Source organism: Flavobacterium pisciphilum, from assembly GCF_020905345.1.
Taxonomy (GTDB): Bacteria; Bacteroidota; Bacteroidia; order Flavobacteriales; family Flavobacteriaceae; genus Flavobacterium; species Flavobacterium pisciphilum.
This window is the reverse complement of sequence record NZ_JAJJMO010000001.1, coordinates 1,773,777-1,790,400: the sequence shown is the minus strand read 5'-3', so window position 1 is coordinate 1,790,400 and position 16,624 is coordinate 1,773,777. Positions and strand designations below refer to the sequence as shown.

The following is a 16,624-nucleotide window of genomic DNA, read 5'->3' as shown; positions in this document are numbered from 1 at the left end:
GTTTTTAGTAAGACGTGTCACTTTGGTTTTTGTTACCGAATGATTTATATTTAATATAAATTTGTATCAAATATATTCAAAATGAGTGAACCTTTAATGTTTTTTAAAAAACCATCGTACCCATTAACAAATTCACTTTTGGATTATCTGGAACGTTATGAACGGATCTCGAAAGTGTCCGTTTTTTATGATGATTTATTGCGTTTTTCAGGAGCTATAAATGTATATGATAAATACGATAAGGATACCTTATGGATTCGGGTTTATTATAATGAGTTTGAAAGAAATGAAATTGATTTGAATTTAAAAAAAATCTACTCTCTTTTACATTCTGATGGTAATACCGATATTATCCAATTTTTGAATATTGATGCAATTGATTATTGTACGTTTGGGAACTCCAAGCCTTTTAGAATTAAAGTTCGAAATATTCTAAATGATAATTACGTGCATTTTTATATTAAAAAGGCTGATGCCTCTAGGATTTATGGTCTTGAATTAGAGGAAATATTATCCCCTGATAAGATTAACTTTTTGGTATATAAGGATACTTTAATTGAAGAGCATATAATTGGTATTCCTGGAGATATTTTTATGAGTACACTACTTAAAAATTGTACAGAAACGGAGAAATCCCAAATTGCCAAAGAATTTGTGAAATTTAATGAGCGTTGCATGATTAGGCTTTTGGGTGATATGCGGGCATATAATTATGTAATCGTTCCTATTCATGATTTTGATCAAGTAGTATATAAAATTCGCCCTATTGATTTTGATCAACAATGTTATGAAGGGAATTTTAAAGTGTATCGACCCCAGTTTTTTAAAGAAAATTATCCAATGATTGAATTGGTTAAGGATAAACTAGAAGATAGATCGATTGTACAATACAAAGATGAAGAGCGAGCTATTCTTGCAAAGCGCATCCACTCAGCAGATAACAGAATAAAAAAATTATTGCATATCATGAGCGAAGATACTATTTCGCCAGAAGCAAATTTAAATCAACTAAAAATGGAATTATACCGTTATACTAATGATTTGAATTTTAAAAATGCAAAATCAATGGGGCATATTATGTCGGCTGCATTTGGTTTTATTACTAGGAATTTCAAAAACACTAATCTGATTTAGAATCTTAAAATTATTATATGAAAAATTATATCTCTCTTATTGTTGCATTTATTTTGTTGGCTTGTCAGCAAGATTCTAGTGTGTTGAAAACATTATATCCTTTGCCTAAAAAGTTAAAAGAAGTTTCAGGAATTACTTATTTCCCTGAAACAAGTATGCTTTGGGCTTTAGAGGATAGTGGTAATGCTAATAAAATCTATGGATTAAATGCGCAAGGTGAAATTGCCAAAACAATTACAATTACAAATGCTACTAATGTTGATTGGGAAGATATTACCAAAGATAAAGCAGGAAATTTATATATTGGTGATTTTGGGAATAACGATAATATGCGTAAAGATTTATGTATTTATAAAATAGATAAATCGGCTTTAGGAAAAGAAAATGCTGTTTCTAGCTATAAAATTTCGTTCGCATATCCTGAGCAAAAAGATTTTCCTCCTAAGAAAACTCAACTGTTTTATGATGTTGAAGGCTTCTTTGAGTTCAAAAATAATTTCTATTTATTTACCAAAAATCGAAGCAAAAATTTTGACGGTACAGCTTCTATTTATAAAATACCAAATGCAGCAGGAAAACAAAAAGCAACTTTAATTGGTTCCTTTAAGACCTGTAGTAATTACAATCATTGTGCAATTACTAGTGTTGCAATTAGCCCTGATATGAAAAAAGTAGTTGTTTTGTGTCACGATAAATTAATACTTTTTCAAGGTTTCAAAGGTGATAATTTTCATAAAGGAACTCAAACTGAAATTGATTTAGGTCACTTTTCTCAAAAGGAAGCTGTTGTCTTTAAAGACAATACAACATTATTAATTGCTGATGAAAAAACTAAAAAGATTGGTGGTAATGTATATGAGTATAGTTTTAAAAAATAATTAAAACCCAAATCCTATACCAAAGGCAATTCTTGCTTTTTCGTCAATACTTTTAAAATAAGTAAGTCTAGCAGTAATTACATCCAATCCGTTGAGCCATAAACCTCCACCAACGGATTGGTGCCATTTATCGGAGTTTTCTCCTGTAACCCAAACACGACCATAATCAAATCCGCCAAGAATTCCGTAAGACATTGGTAAGATGGCTTTTCTTATTTTTCCTAAACTCCAACGGATATCGCTACTTTGATAAAAAGATTGATTTCCTAGAAAACGTTGATTTCGGTATCCTCTTAAATCATAGTCACCTCCCAAAGTTGCCCCTTGGAAAAAATCGAAATTATTATTAAAGAGTATTTTTGACTTGATTATAGTTGCAAAAATTAGCTTGCCATTTGAATCAATTTTATGATTGAAATTGATTTTGCTTTCTAATGTTGGAAAGTTTTGTTTGTTGTCATCTAGGTTTACTTTCCAGCTTCCAGCTATCGAAAATCCAAATCCCATTGAAGGGAATGATTGTAGGTCGTAGTTCTCAAAGCTGTATTTTACTGTTGCACCAGCATATTGTTGGCTTTTAAAAACATCAGGATTAGTTACTCCAGGAGCATTTATAAATCTACCTGAGGTTTCTTCGATTCTGATTTTCTCAAATGATGTTGTAAAATTAATTTCACTTCCGTATTTGCCTATTTTCTTAATAGATGGAGCTACTTTTATAGCACGCATACGAACACGGTTGTAATTCATCCCTAAATCTTCATCATTGTTTACAGTTTCATTACCATAACCAAAATAGTTTATAGTGAAATTTGGACTCGTTAAAATTGATTGTACATCAAAATCCCATTTACCTAAGACTTTTGGAAAATGACCATCATAAATAAGCTCATATCCATCTGTTGCAAAAAAGTAGTTGGCTTTTAAGATGTGTTTTTGAGTATATGGGTTCTGGTTAAATTTGTTTACTGTGTAATTGGCAATAATACCTAATTTTACTCCGTCATCAGGATTGTAACCACCATAGGGTAGACCTGAGAAAGAATTGTATTTTGGTTTTTCATAATCATAAAGATTCGTTTGATAATCATCAGTGAGTACTGTCTTGGTTTTAGAATCTAATTCGTAAGTATTATTTTTTGATTTGAAATCATGAATTTTTACTCTTCTTCCGTTGGTTACTATGTATGAATCATTGTTTTGACCACCAATTAAGCGAATGTTTATTCGAGAATTAAAATCACCTTTTACTTCAAAAACATCATCATCATCTAATCCGTAAACCCAAACATTTTTTGTTTTACCAGCGGTGAAATTTTTTGTGTAAATTAATTCTTCACCATTTTTTTTGATACGATATACTTCTACATCAAGTTTGTTTTTTGCTTTATGTGTAATTATAAATTTATCTTTTTTATCCGTTCCAACTATTAAAACTGTTTTTTGGAGCACTCTATAATATTCGATAGCATATTTTTGGAGTTCTTTTTTTCGTAGTTTTAATTTGTGTTTGATATCTGCAATCGTCTCATCTTGCACTTCTTTTGGCAAATTATTGAAGGAAGCATCAATATCTGCATCAGTAAGATTCTCCTGTATGTATTTGGCTTGATTAATCCAGTCATTTTCGTGAGCTGTTTTTAAGAAAGCTATATCTTGTGGATAAGGTTCACGATTGAACCATTTTACATTTCTAATATCATCTTTAAAAGATTGCATATGGCGTAATGCTGGCATCTGCATTAAAAGCGAAAGTAATGCGCCATCGTATTTTGTAAAAGCTTGATCTCGATCTCTAGGAATTGGTTTGTAAATTATTTTATCTCCCTCGTGATATTCACCCCAACGCCATTGGTCACTGTGTCGGTCCCAATCACCGATAAGCATGTCAAATAGTCTAGCTTTTATGTATTCTTTCTCGTCAATGGTATATTTTTCATCTTTATGAAGGTTTTTCATGACATCATCAGTGCTGATTATATCCAGTGGTTTTCCAAAAGTTTTTAAACTTATTTGACTACTAGACGGACGCTCTTCAACCATATATAATTCATCCCCAAAATTATAATTATAACCTTTAAGAGTTTCTTGCTTAGGAATATAATATAAAACTGGATTCGTGTGTGATAGCCCAATTTTATCTGCCAAATTACCTACTGCAAAGGGTGTGTATGGGTGAGAAGTGGTATAAAAGTCAAATAAAAAGTTTTCAGCATAGGTATCGTCAAATTGATCTTGAACAAATTGATCTTTAAATGCTACGGATTGAAGAAAACGGGATGCACTTTTTTTCAAAGCACGCATAACATATTCTTTTCCGTTTTTATCTACAATTCGTAGTGATTTTGATTGATGACCTCCACCTTCTCGTTTTGGAGTTATACCTCCAAAAAGGGTGTCTAAAGAAACTGTTCTAGCTTCAATTGGCATGCTATAATATTTTCTGTAATGCTTCCCAAATAAAAAACTATGAAAAAAACTTTTCTTAGTCATTTCACTTGTATAAATAGAAGCCTGTGTTGTTGCATTAAACTTAGAAGGTAAGTTTTCATGATAGACAGTATCTTTTACAGAAATGATATTTTGATCGAATAGTACTTTTTCTTTTTTGTCTTCATTGCCATAAAAAGCAAGTCTAGCATCTCCATTTTTGTAAAGAGTTAATGATGCATATCCATTACCACCATATGAAAAATCATTCGGATATACCGCTTTTGCAGCTTCTGATTTTGAGCCTGCACCACTTATAATCTGTTTAATGTTTTCGTTGTTAATGTATTGTAAGTTATGATCATGACCAGAAATAACAATAACATTATCTTGACTTTGCAAGAGCGTTTTTATTCTTTTTACAAATTGTGTATAGACTTTATTTTGTATGTCTTGTGGACTTACTCCAGATGTTTTTCTAATTAAATTTATAACAGAGCCAATAACAGGAAGAGGAATGTTTTGTTCTAAAGGGAATAATTGTTTTTTTAATGAAAATTGACCTCCATGAGTACCATTGCTCATTAATGGATGGTGTATTGCTATAAGAACAGTTTTTTCTCTGTTTTTGTTTAAAATGCTTTCCAATTCTTCAAAGAACCCTTCACGGGTTTTAATGTCACAATTGTCATTCATAGTAGGAGTGTCGTCCCAATCTTCTAAATACCATTGGCTATCTATGGCAATTAAAACAGTTTGTTTATTGATCTTTAATTGCTCGATAGCACAGCTTTTCTGTGGTAAAAAGGCTTTTTTGTTGTTTAGGTATGTTGTTACAAATTTAGATTGACGTTCTATTCCTTCAATCCCACTATACCAATCGTGATTACCAGGGATAAAAATTGTTTTCCCGTTGTAGCCTTTTGTCAATTCTAACTGATTTGTTAGTTTTTTTTCGGCTAGAGCCACAGCATCTGGATCTTTTTGACTAGGAAACCCATAAGGGTAAATATTGTCTCCTAAAAATAAAAGTGTCGAGTTTTTATCAGAACTTTGTAGTCTTTTGTGTAAAAGTTCAAGAGTTTGTTGTGCTTGTTCCTCATCGGCATTTCCAGCATCTCCAATTAAATATAAAGTATGTGCAATTTTTGTGGTATCTAACGCGTTTTGTGAAATAGGATTTTGGACATCTTTTCCAACTTGTACATGGTGTGTTGCGCATGATTGAATTAAAAAGAAACCAGAAATTCCAATTAAATAAGTGTTAATCCTATTTGTAAAATGATTATCCGAAAACAATTTCATAATTTAGTCGTATAAAAATAAGTTTATGAGCCTATTAGAGCAGTCCGAAGATTTTGTTTATAACTTACTCAAAGATAAACTTTCTATTTTATATTCGTACCATAATTTTTTTCATACAACCAGTGTTGTAAATGCGGTTAAAGAGTTATGTGCCAATGAGAATATAGGAAGTGATGACAATGAGAAGCTTTTGGTAGCTGCATGGTTTCATGATACTGGCTATATTAAAGGTTATAAAGACCATGAAAAAGAGAGTATAAAAATTGTAACTGAATTTTTAAGTGATAAGGATAAGTCAATTGAATTTATAGAAACAGTTTCTAGTTTAATTGCTGCTACTGCAAAATGTTATGAGCCTCAAAATCATTTAGAAAAAATAATTAAAGATGCCGATTTTATACATATTGCTAGCAGCGAGTATGTTATTAGTTGTGAACTTTTAAGAACTGAGCTAAAATATACAGATAATAAAGTATTTTCAGATCAAGAATGGGCAATAGAAAACGTAAACTTTTTAGAAAATGCCCATCGATTTTATACTGATTATGCTATAGAAAAATGGCAGCCTTTAAAAGAAAAGAATTTAAAAAGGATTCATAAAATAATGGAGAAGAAAGAATCAAAAATCACCAATGAATTTGGTGAAGTAATCAAGAAAAAGAAAGATAAGGTTGAAAAACCTGATCGAGGAATTGATACTCTTTTTAGAGTGACACTAGGAAATCACACTCGATTAAGCGGAATTGCTGATAGCAAAGCCAATATTCTTTTATCTGTAAATGCTATTATTATTTCGATAGCACTTTCTACAATTATTCCTAAACTTGATAGTCCAAAGAATGCCCATTTGGTTATTCCTACTTTCATAATGTTGATATCTAGTGTTATTACTATAGTTTTTGCGATACTTTCAACTAGACCAAAGGTCACTACTGGTGTGTTTACACGTGAAGACATCGAAGCAAAAAAAATTAATTTATTATTCTTCGGGAATTTTTATAAAATGCCTTTGCATGAATATGAGTGGGCTATGAACGAGATGATGAAAGACAAAGAATACTTATACGGTACTATGATTAAAGATTTATACTTTCTGGGTGTCGTTCTTGAAAGAAAATACCGTTTGTTAAGGGTTGCTTACAATCTTTTTATGGTTGGTATTATCATCACAGTTATAGCATTTATACTTGCCTTTAGAGCTCTTTAAGTTAGTTTAATTCATCTAATAAGTCTTGATAGGTAATTTTCTCAGTTGAAAGTGTGTTGTTTGTTACTTTTACTCGAATAGCTTTTAATCCCGATACACCTTGTAAATCTTCTACCTCAAATTGTTCTATTTGAGGTTCTAGTATTTTCTTAAACTGTAAATACTTTACATATTTTAAATATTCTGCTTCTTCACTTGCATGTGAATATACAATTGTGATTTTTTCTTTTTCGGTTATGCGCTCTTTAGTATTTTTGATATGTGCCTTGTCGATACGTTTTTTTACAACTTCATATCGGGCATTGTAGGTTCCGTCTACATCAAAACGCTTTTCGTCCATTCGGAAACGGATAGAAATAGGGGAGCTAAACACCAAAATTAAAGATGTAACATCAAGTTTATATGGTAATGAAGCTTTAAGCTGATGATGTTCTAATTCCATTTCGCATAATGTTTGCAATTGCCATAATCTTAAATTATGGAGGTACATTACATCAAATGGTTTCGTAGGAGCAATCGAGGCTCCTATGTATAGATTATGTTCAACACCATCGGTTTTAAATCGTTCGTAATAATGAGGATATATTTGTTGCGCCTCAATTTGTTTCTTGTCAAGTATAACCGCAAGTTTTTTATTGATAATAGACATTGCATTATCAAATTTCTTTCTCTCCTGATAAAATAAACCTGTTTTTTCGTCTAACCCTTCAAAGTATTTTTGTTCAAGTTTTTCTGCTTTAGAATTGCTTTTAGTGTTTTTTAAGATAGGATGAATTTCATCTTCTATATAGCGTTGTATATGCTGTTCTGAGTCTGCTTTTAATGGCGCATTGAGTTCTTCAAGAAGTGATTCTAATTCGAATTTACGCTGTTCTAAGAGAATTAAATTTGAGTTTTCTTTTTGAGTTGCAAAAATTTGTAATAACATTTTTAGCTGATTTTTTAAATCAGTTTTGACTGTTTCATTTCGATGTTCTGATGAACCTTTAATATCAATTTGTCCATATAAAGGGAAAACTTCCTTGAAGACAATTTCTTTAAAAATATAATCTTTCGTATGATTGCTATTCTGAAAATATTTTTCTGATTCTTCTCTAAATTTCCAATATACACTTGGGTGAATTGTAGTGTATTCTCTTTGTATTACTGCCTCAATCTGATGTTGCATATCAGTATTGTATCTTTCTATGGTATCGACTAGATAAGGCAGTACAAGATCTAATTTTTGTGCATTTATGGTGTTAAGTGCTCTTGGGGTAGCCGAAACTAATTCGACAACGCCTAATAATTTATTGTCTTTTATAATTGGTGCAAAAACACAGCTGCTAATGTTTTGGTTGCGTAAAAGTTCTCCAAGTTTTATATTTTCATTTTGTTCTATAAAATTCTCTAGATTCGAAATTACCAAAGGCTCTTTATGCTCTAACAAGTTTTCAAAGGAACATCCAAATATTGCATTTTTACAGTCCATTTCTTGATTATAAGGAAGTAAGAAGCTTGATATTTCAGCATTTTCATCTAACTGAGGAGGTTTTATAAATTTTCCCTGTTCTGAGTTGTAAATTAAGAAACCTACTCTAAGATTGGGTATTTTAAAGATAGATCTAAATATGTTTTCGATAATTTTAGTAGAAGTTGCTTTTTGTGCATCTGATTTTAACAAATTAGTTTTTAAATTAGAAATAGCATTCTCTGTAGTGGCATCAAATAAAATAATAATACCAAATCCTTTTAGTGTCCAGCTTCCAATAGGAAATTTTTCTTTCCATAAATCGATATCATCATAGTTGTCGATTAATAAATCGATATCCTCTTGTGTTAGTTTTGGTGCATTATCTGAAGGGATTATTTCTAAGAAATCTGCATTATATAAAATACGGTAGTGATTTATGATTCCATTAGAATCTGGAATATCATAAAAGAAAGGTTTATTGAAATCTATATTTTGTTTGTAGTAAACACCAAGTATTAAGCAGCAATTAGCAATGTAGAATTGTTGGTCATCAAAGTCACGAATAGTTACATCAAAATTTGTACCTGCATCTTTTAGTATTTTTTTAAATCTTTCGGTATAATTGAATGTAAAGTTTTGAAACGGAACTGTAACGGCTTTAATTTCGTTATTTGTTAATGCTGTAGGGAATAAATCGGCTAATAAATGATTGATTAGAGTTTCATTTTTTTTAATCATTGTGAAATCTCCAATCCCTGTTTGAAATTCAGGAACGTCCTCTACTTCCTTCAAAAGTGCTTTGGCATAATTAGATCGGTAATCAATATCTGATTGTGCAATTTTCTCTAAAGCTTCAATAAGTTTATGAAAAGATATTAGAGTTTTAAAAGGACTTTCTTTGAATAAATGATATTTCATGGCACTATTATTTATTGGTATGCAAAATTACTAATATACGTAATTTAAGTCGTGTTTTTTGGGTTTATTTTATAAAAAAAGCCTCAACTGTAGTAGTTGAGGCCTTGATTTTAAGTAAAAGTGAAATTGAAAAGAATAAATACTAGCTTTTCTCTTCTTTGTTGAAGTAAACCAAATAGTAATACATTTGTTTTTCTTCATCCCAACCTTTTTCTACAAATTTTTCTGCACTTTCTGGATTAATGAAATCCATCTTGATTTGTATATGAGTATCTAGATTGATAACATTTTTGATTGATTTTCTTGCATCAGAAACTGCTGAGTTAGCGATAGGGAAGGTTGTAACATCTTCGATGCTATATTTTTCACCTTTGTCAACTTTGTAGTTTTTGAATTCAGGGATTAAATCTGGGTTATCTAATACTTCGTTTAAGAAGTTAGTTTCTTCAAACTGATCGTTCTTTGCAAAATAATTTACAGAACGGTTCATGAACATTACTTCTTCTTTTTTGTCTTCTGCTGGTAAGACTACATCTTTTGCAAAGCTTTGACAGAATTTCAAGTATTTTTTAGTGATGAAGTTTTCATCTTCAAATGCATCAACTGATAGAAAATGCTCTAACCAGTAACGTGCATCATAGCGGTTGCTATCTACAGTTAAGATTTTGTAACCTTCTTCTTTTTTATAGTTAAAGATTAAACATCCTTTATCTAATTTGCTTAGGTTGATTCCTTGTTGCAAAATCATTTCAAGGTTGCTGTCTTTTTCTTCAAATTGTAAAAAGTCTGCTTGTAGTTCACTTTTAAAAATTCCAATTGCATCAACAACATTATTGTCGATACTAAGATTTGTTAAATACGTTACATAAACTTCTCCGTTTTTAATGTGTGGATGGTTTGATTGTTCGTATAAATGTTTTGTGATTTTTTTAGAAATTTCTTGTATGTTCCCCGGATTATCGAAAACTTCTGTAGCAAATTTGTACATATCGTTATAGTCCAAATCGACTTCGTGAGCAAACTGGTAATAGTTCTCTTCTTTTTCTCTAAAAGGTTTAAAGAAGTATTCTTTTATCAAAGGAACAATTTCATCATTTAGATTGAAAGATTGTTCAGATAAAAATAGCGCTTCATTTCTACTTTTATTCCCTACACGGTGTATAGCAAGGGTTTCGATGTGGGTGTTAAACAGGTTTATCATATAATTATAAGGTGCTAAGTGGCAAAGGTTCTGAGGTTCTAAGTTTTAAAGGTTTTAAGATTTAGTCTCTTTGTTTCAGTTTTTTGATAAATGAAACTAACATTCTTTCGACTTCTCGACTATCCTCGTATAAAATATTAAATTCGTTTTCGTTTAGATATGCAATATTTTTTGCTATTTCTAATTGAGTTTGCATTTCGAATAGGGAACCTATTGAAATATTTAAAAAGCGTAAAAATTCTTTATTACTTTCTCGACCAAGTCCTTCTGCAATATTACTTGGAATTGAAATTGAACTTCGTCTTATTTGTGAAGTTAATCCGAAGATTTCTTCTTTTGGAAAATTATTTGTTGAGATATAGATTTTGGTAATTAAAGACATTGATTTTTGCCAAATTAGAAGTTTTCTGAAATCACTCATATTTAAAGAATTTAATTCAATAAATATAAGAAAAATCTTTAATTTGTAAAACTTAGAACCTTAGCAACTCAAAAACTTAGTACCTCAAAAAGAAAACTAATTCCAATTCTCTTCAAATCCATAATCTTCGAAACTATCGTCTCCTTCGAACATATCTAAATCATCTTCGTCTAGATCATCTTCAAATTCGCCATAGATATCGTCATGCATATCTGCTTCAAAATTTTTCTCTCCTGAATCATCAGGCATTTCTCCATGTGAGAAAAGTGTTTCTGGGTAAGTGTTTCCAATAGCTTGATCTTCTATTGCAGCTAATTCAACCAAAAATGTCCACATATGAATAAAATCGTAGACGTATATAATTTTAGTATTCTCTTTATCTAATAGATCTGATAAAGTATAATCGCTCATTGTTTTTTGTTCACCAAGAACATCTCCAGTATCAAAAAGAGGAATTTCTTCTTCTTGATTCCAAGTTTCATCGCAGGTATAAAACGAAGCTACTTCCATTCCATCAAAACCAAAAGAATTGAAGATGGCGTTGTGTAAATCTTCTAAAGTATCTTCTTCAAGAATTGCTATATCTCTAAAAATATCTTCTTCTGCATCTAGAATTACTCTAAATTTATAAACCATAACTTAACTATTTTTTTGTTTTTTATTGCTGCTGAAAAGCAAGTGCAAATATACTCGATAAATATTATTTCACAATGAAATAAATCTTTATTGTGTTTCAGAATACCGCATAATTTTTCATTATGGGAGTTGAATATTATATGGTTAGTTTTCAATAATAAAGATAGTTTTTTATCCTTTAATCTTGTATCTGAAAATAAAAAACCATTGTAAAAAAAAACTTTTACAATGGTTTACTATATAAACTAAGCCTGTTTATTTGATGCTTGCGATATTAATGCATTGCATCAGCAGGGTTTATTTTGTTCTTTCCTTTTTTGATTAAAAATATGATTGGAATGCACAATAAAAACATCATACCTAGGTATAAAAATATATCCATATATGCTAAAACGGTACTTTGTTTCATTATCGAATAATCTAGTACTTGATGGGCTTTGTTTAATGCTTCATTGCTACTAAATCCTTTTGACATGAATCCTCTTTGAAGTATTTCAACTCTTTGTTGTACTTCGACTTTAGTTGTATCTAGATGTGCTACCAAGTCAACACGATGTTTCTGACTGAATCTCGTGATGAAAGTGGTAATAATTGCAATACCAAATGAACCTCCTAATTGTCGCATCATACCTGTAAAAGCAGCTCCCTCTCCAATATTTTTCCCTTGTAAGGTAGAAAGCGATAATGTTGTTATTGGTACAAAAAGTAATCCTAAACCAATACCTCTTAATATCAATGGCCAGTATAAATGCTCTACTCCAGTATCAGGAGTCATATTGTTATACATCATCAAGGTAAAGAAAAAGAAGATTAAGAATCCAACTCCTACCATATATCCTTGTGGCACTCCTCGCTGAATTAATTTACCAATAATTGGCATCATAAAAGCGGTTGTTATCGATCCCGGAATAAGCAACAATCCTGCATCGGTGGCTGTCCATCCTAAGATTGATTGTGTATAAATCGGAATAATCAATGTTGATCCATAAAGTCCAAAACCAAGTATAAAACACATTATTGTTCCTATACGTAAATTTCCATCTTTAAGTACACTTAAGTTAACAATTGGATGTTTATAGGTGAGTTCTCGCCATATAAATAATATTAATCCAAGTACTGTTACGACACTTAGTGTTGTAATTAATGAATCATTAAACCAATCGTCTTGCTGTCCGTGTTCTAGGACAAATTGCAATGATCCGATAAATGAGGCTAGGAAAAAAATTCCCCACCAATCGACTTGATTGGCTTTTAGTTTCTCACCGTATTTTGGACTTCTAACAAAAGAGATTGCCAAAATTGTAGCGATAATACCAAGTGGAATATTTATGTAAAAAATGTAAGGCCAAGAATAGTTATCTACTAAATATCCTCCTAAAGGTGGACCTAACGTTGGACCTACAATAACTCCCATTCCGTAAATAGCCTGTGCCATTCCTCGCTTTGCAATAGGATAACTCTCGGTTATAATAGTTTGTGCTGTAACTAATAAAGCACCACCACCAAGTCCTTGAATAAATCGAAATGCAATAAGTTCCCAAATATTTGTTGCGTTACCACACAGGAAAGAAGATATGGTGAAAATTATAATTGATGTTACAAAATAATTTCGTCTTCCAAATTGTTGTGACAACCAGCTTGTCATTGGTATTACTATCACATTTGCAATAGCATAAGCAGTAATTACCCATGCAACATCTGTTAATGTAGCACCAAGGCTTCCTCTCATGTCTGTCAATGCTACGTTTACGATGGTTGTATCTACAATTTCCAGCAATGCACAAAGTACTGCGGTTATTGTAATTAAAACTCGTCTGTAGCCATATTCTACTAAATCATCTTGTGCTTGTACCATTTTGTTCTATTAGAATGCTTTTCAAAAATGAATGTATAATTCTTGTTATAGGAAAATGATTTCCTGATAAGTCTAATTTTTATTTTAAATGCACATCTACATCCACGTTCATTCCTGGTCTCAATAATTTTATTTTTTCGACATCATTACTTGCGTCCAAGTTGATCTTTACAGGTAATCTTTGAATTGTTTTAACAAAGTTTCCAGTTGCATTATCAGGAGGAAGTAATGAAAAACGTGCTCCTGTTGCAGGTGAAAATGAAGTTATAGTTCCTTGAAAATCATAATTAGGATAAGCATCTACTTTTAGAGTTACTTTTTGACCAATTACCATTTTGTTAAGCTGTGTTTCTTTAAAGTTAGCAACAACCCAAGCTTCTGAGTTATTGATGATATAAAATAAAGATTGTCCTGGTTGTACCAATTGTCCTGGTTGAATATCTACTTTAGAAACTTGACCATCAATTGCAGCAGTGATTACAGTATAAGACAGATTTAAATTAGCAACATCTAATAATGTTTTTGCTTTTTTGATGTTTGCCGCTGCTACTTCTGTTTGTTTGTCTGTAGCTTTAGATTTTGCCTGAATAACTGATTTTTGGTATGAACTTGCTTTTTCTTGTTGTTGCAAAACACGTACTTGACTTTCTGCTTCTTCTTTTGCAGTTAGTGCTTTCTCGTATTGTTGTTTTGTAATAGTATGGCTTTTGTACAAGTTGTTGTAACGGTTATAGTCGTTTGTTATTTGTACTAATCTAATTTTTGCACTTTCTATATTTCCGCTTGCTGATTTTATGTTTGCATCTGATACTGAGATATTTGCAATAGCACTTCCAATATCTGCTTTTGCAGCTTCAAATGAACTTTCAGCACCTAATAACGCAGCATTAGCTTCGTCGATTTTTAATTGATAATCTCTTTTATCTATTGTGAATAAAGTATCTCCTTTTTTTACAAAGTCATTATCTTTTACATAAACCTTACTAACATATCCTGATACTCTTGGAATAATTGGGTTCATTTTTTTCTCTATTTGTGCATCATCCGTTTGTTCGTGAGCAAGAGAGTGCATGTATTTGTAGATTCCGTAAGATCCACCAACTAGAACCAAAATAACTAGTATAATTGTAAATTTGGTATTTGTTTTTTTCTTTTCCATGTGGGCTATCGATTATATTTTTGTAAGATTGAATGATTGTGATAATTGTCCTGTTGCTGAAAGCATTTCGTAATATCTTTGAATTATATCGGCTTTAGATGTAGCTGTATTTACTTTAGCGCTAAGTTGTTCAACATCTGCTTCAAGTAAATCATTGGTATCAGCTAGACCGTTGTCGAATTTATCTTTTAAGATTCTATAATTTTCAGATGCTTGCTCTAATGCTAAGTCATAAACCGAGCTTTGTTTTAAAGCTAAATTATAGTTCTCTATTGCTTGCTGTACTTCAACTTTAATGTAATTTGTTAAAATTTCTTCTGAGCTTTTTACCTCATCAGCTTTGCTTTGAGCTTGTTTTATATCAGCTCCTTTTTTTAATATTCCGCTAAGGTCGTATGAAACTCCAACTCCAAAATTCATTGCATTTTGTACTGTAAGTATGTTTCTAACATCAACAGCTGCATAACCACCTAATAAAGAAACTGTAGGGTAGTAAGCACTTTTAGCCATTTTGATACTAGATTCACTAGCTTTTTCTTGATAACGTAATGCTTCTAAATCTTTACGATTCTCTAAAGCTGGTTGCTCATTTGTTGGGATATTATCTGTCTTGTAATTGATAAAATCGTTTTCTCCAACAGCTATTTTAGTAGAAGAATCTAATTTAAGTAATGTTATCAAATGAAAATTCAGAATGTTCAGGTTTTTATTAGCTTCATCTATTGATAGTTGTATTTTAGAAACTAATAATTGTGATTTCAATAAATCATTTCTTGGAATGATTCCGTTTTTCTCTAATTCGATAAAATCTGCTACACGCTGTTTTGCTTGTTTTTGATTTTCATTTAAAAGTTCAATTGTTTTTTGAGCCTTGTATAAATTAGCATAATTATTTACAACTCTCAATGCAATATCTTCTTTCGTTTTTAATGAAGTTGCAAGTTCGGCTTGGTATAAATTTTCAGATAGTTTAATACTATTCTGAATTTTAAAACCTGCAAATATAGGTAGGCTTGCAGTAAGCTGTCCTAACATTAATTGATCAACATTTGGAGCTGATCCAGAACCGCTTTCTTGATTCATTTTTAAATTTACATCTGCACCAGCCAATCTTTGATATTGCCCTGAGGCTTTTAAATCTGGGTATTGATTGTTCTTAGTAGATTTAAGTTCGTACTTTTTAGTGTTGACTTTTGTGTTTGCCAACGTGACTTCGTCACTCTTCTCCCATGCCATCTTTACAGCATCATCTAGGGTAAGACTCGTTTTTTCTTGAGCTTCTAACGAGGATAGTCCGATTAGGAAAACCCCAAAGAGCATAATTGGATTAATTTTCATAAACAAGTAAGGCTTTTATAGTTTGTTGAATGTGTTTTGTTAAATGTGTTTTTATGTAATCTGTATATAAAGCTTCAGTATTTAAGTTCAAAATATTCTGAAAGAAGATTTTGTTCATATGGAAATGAAAAAAGGTTCCGAGAATGGTAGGAGTTATTAATGGAATAACTACATCTTTTCTGAAAATTCCTTTTTCCTGCCCTTCTTTGATAATACTTTCTAATGATTTAAGATTGTCTTTCTTTAATTCGGTAAAGTGATTTAAGGCCTTTTCTCTCTTCTTAGAAGTTAATTCGAAATGCATGATTCTAAAAATCCCTCCGTTGCAGTTAATTTTATTAATATAAAGTTCTATTAACTTGTTAATCTTGTCAATTGGCTCTAAATCTTCTTGTAGTAAATTTTCTATTTGAAGCTTCAGATCTGATGTTCGGTATATAATTAACGATTCGAGTAATCGTTCTTTAGATCCAAAATAATACGATACCATGGCAATATTAATTTTTGCTTCTTTGGCAATATTCCGTATCGAAGTTCCTTCAAATCCTTTATCAGAAAAAAGCTTTTCTGCTACTTCGAGAATTTGAATTTTTTTCTCGTTTAATTCAATGTTTAACATGAGTGTGTTTCTAATCGAGCACAAAATTAAACAAGTGTTTAAATTAAACAGCTGTTTAGTTTTTATTTAA

General features: G+C 31.0%; 12 protein-coding genes. 3 read left to right on the top strand and 9 right to left on the bottom strand.

Going from position 1 to position 16,624, the window contains the following annotated elements:
* The first annotated feature begins 81 nt into the window (after positions 1-81).
* Positions 82-1,134, top strand: a complete 1,053-nt coding sequence (locus tag LNQ49_RS07145) for a hypothetical protein (RefSeq protein ID WP_229987989.1) — start codon at positions 82-84, stop codon at positions 1,132-1,134.
* A 17-nt stretch (positions 1,135-1,151) separates the two neighbouring features.
* Positions 1,152-2,012: an SdiA-regulated domain-containing protein gene (locus tag LNQ49_RS07140; RefSeq protein ID WP_229987988.1), complete on the top strand. Its 861-nt coding sequence runs from the start codon at positions 1,152-1,154 to the stop codon at positions 2,010-2,012.
* On the opposite strand, the gene LNQ49_RS07135 is transcribed toward LNQ49_RS07140, so the two are convergent.
* Positions 2,013-5,747 carry a metallophosphoesterase gene (locus LNQ49_RS07135; protein ID WP_229987987.1) on the bottom strand — a complete coding sequence of 1,245 codons (3,735 nt, stop codon included), beginning with the start codon at positions 5,745-5,747 and terminating at the stop codon, positions 2,013-2,015.
* A gap of 25 nt (positions 5,748-5,772) precedes the next feature.
* Here LNQ49_RS07135 and LNQ49_RS07130 point away from each other — a divergent pair, with 25 nt between their 5' ends.
* Positions 5,773-6,954: a Pycsar system effector family protein gene (locus LNQ49_RS07130; RefSeq protein ID WP_229987986.1), complete on the top strand. Its 1,182-nt coding sequence runs from the start codon at positions 5,773-5,775 to the stop codon at positions 6,952-6,954.
* Between the two features lies 1 nt (position 6,955).
* On the opposite strand, the gene LNQ49_RS07125 is transcribed toward LNQ49_RS07130, so the two are convergent.
* From LNQ49_RS07125 to LNQ49_RS07090, 8 genes are all read right to left on the bottom strand, one after another.
* On the bottom strand, positions 6,956-9,325 hold the full coding sequence (locus tag LNQ49_RS07125) for a GAF domain-containing protein (protein ID WP_229987985.1): 2,370 nt from the start codon (positions 9,323-9,325) through the stop codon (positions 6,956-6,958).
* A 142-nt stretch (positions 9,326-9,467) separates the two neighbouring features.
* Entirely contained in the window at positions 9,468-10,526 is a 1,059-nt protein-coding gene (locus tag LNQ49_RS07120) for a nucleoid-associated protein (protein WP_229987984.1), read from the bottom strand.
* Between the two features lie 61 nt (positions 10,527-10,587).
* Positions 10,588-10,947, bottom strand: coding sequence for a four helix bundle protein (locus tag LNQ49_RS07115; protein ID WP_229987983.1), 360 nt, complete (start codon positions 10,945-10,947; stop codon positions 10,588-10,590).
* Between the two features lie 96 nt (positions 10,948-11,043).
* On the bottom strand, positions 11,044-11,583 hold the full coding sequence (locus LNQ49_RS07110; protein WP_229987982.1) for an IS1096 element passenger TnpR family protein: 540 nt from the start codon (positions 11,581-11,583) through the stop codon (positions 11,044-11,046).
* Positions 11,584-11,857: 274 nt separating this feature from the next.
* Entirely contained in the window at positions 11,858-13,438 is a 1,581-nt protein-coding gene (locus LNQ49_RS07105; RefSeq protein WP_229987981.1) for an MDR family MFS transporter, read from the bottom strand.
* Between the two features lie 79 nt (positions 13,439-13,517).
* The gene (locus tag LNQ49_RS07100; protein WP_229987980.1) at positions 13,518-14,597 is read right to left on the bottom strand and encodes an HlyD family secretion protein; all 1,080 of its coding nucleotides are present in this window, start codon (positions 14,595-14,597) and stop codon (positions 13,518-13,520) included.
* Positions 14,598-14,609: 12 nt separating this feature from the next.
* On the bottom strand, positions 14,610-15,935 hold the full coding sequence (locus LNQ49_RS07095; RefSeq protein ID WP_229987979.1) for a TolC family protein: 1,326 nt from the start codon (positions 15,933-15,935) through the stop codon (positions 14,610-14,612).
* Positions 15,925-16,554: a TetR/AcrR family transcriptional regulator gene (locus LNQ49_RS07090; protein ID WP_229987978.1), complete on the bottom strand. Its 630-nt coding sequence runs from the start codon at positions 16,552-16,554 to the stop codon at positions 15,925-15,927. Before LNQ49_RS07090 ends, LNQ49_RS07095 begins: the two co-directional genes overlap by 11 nt.
* Positions 16,555-16,624 lie beyond the last annotated feature (70 nt).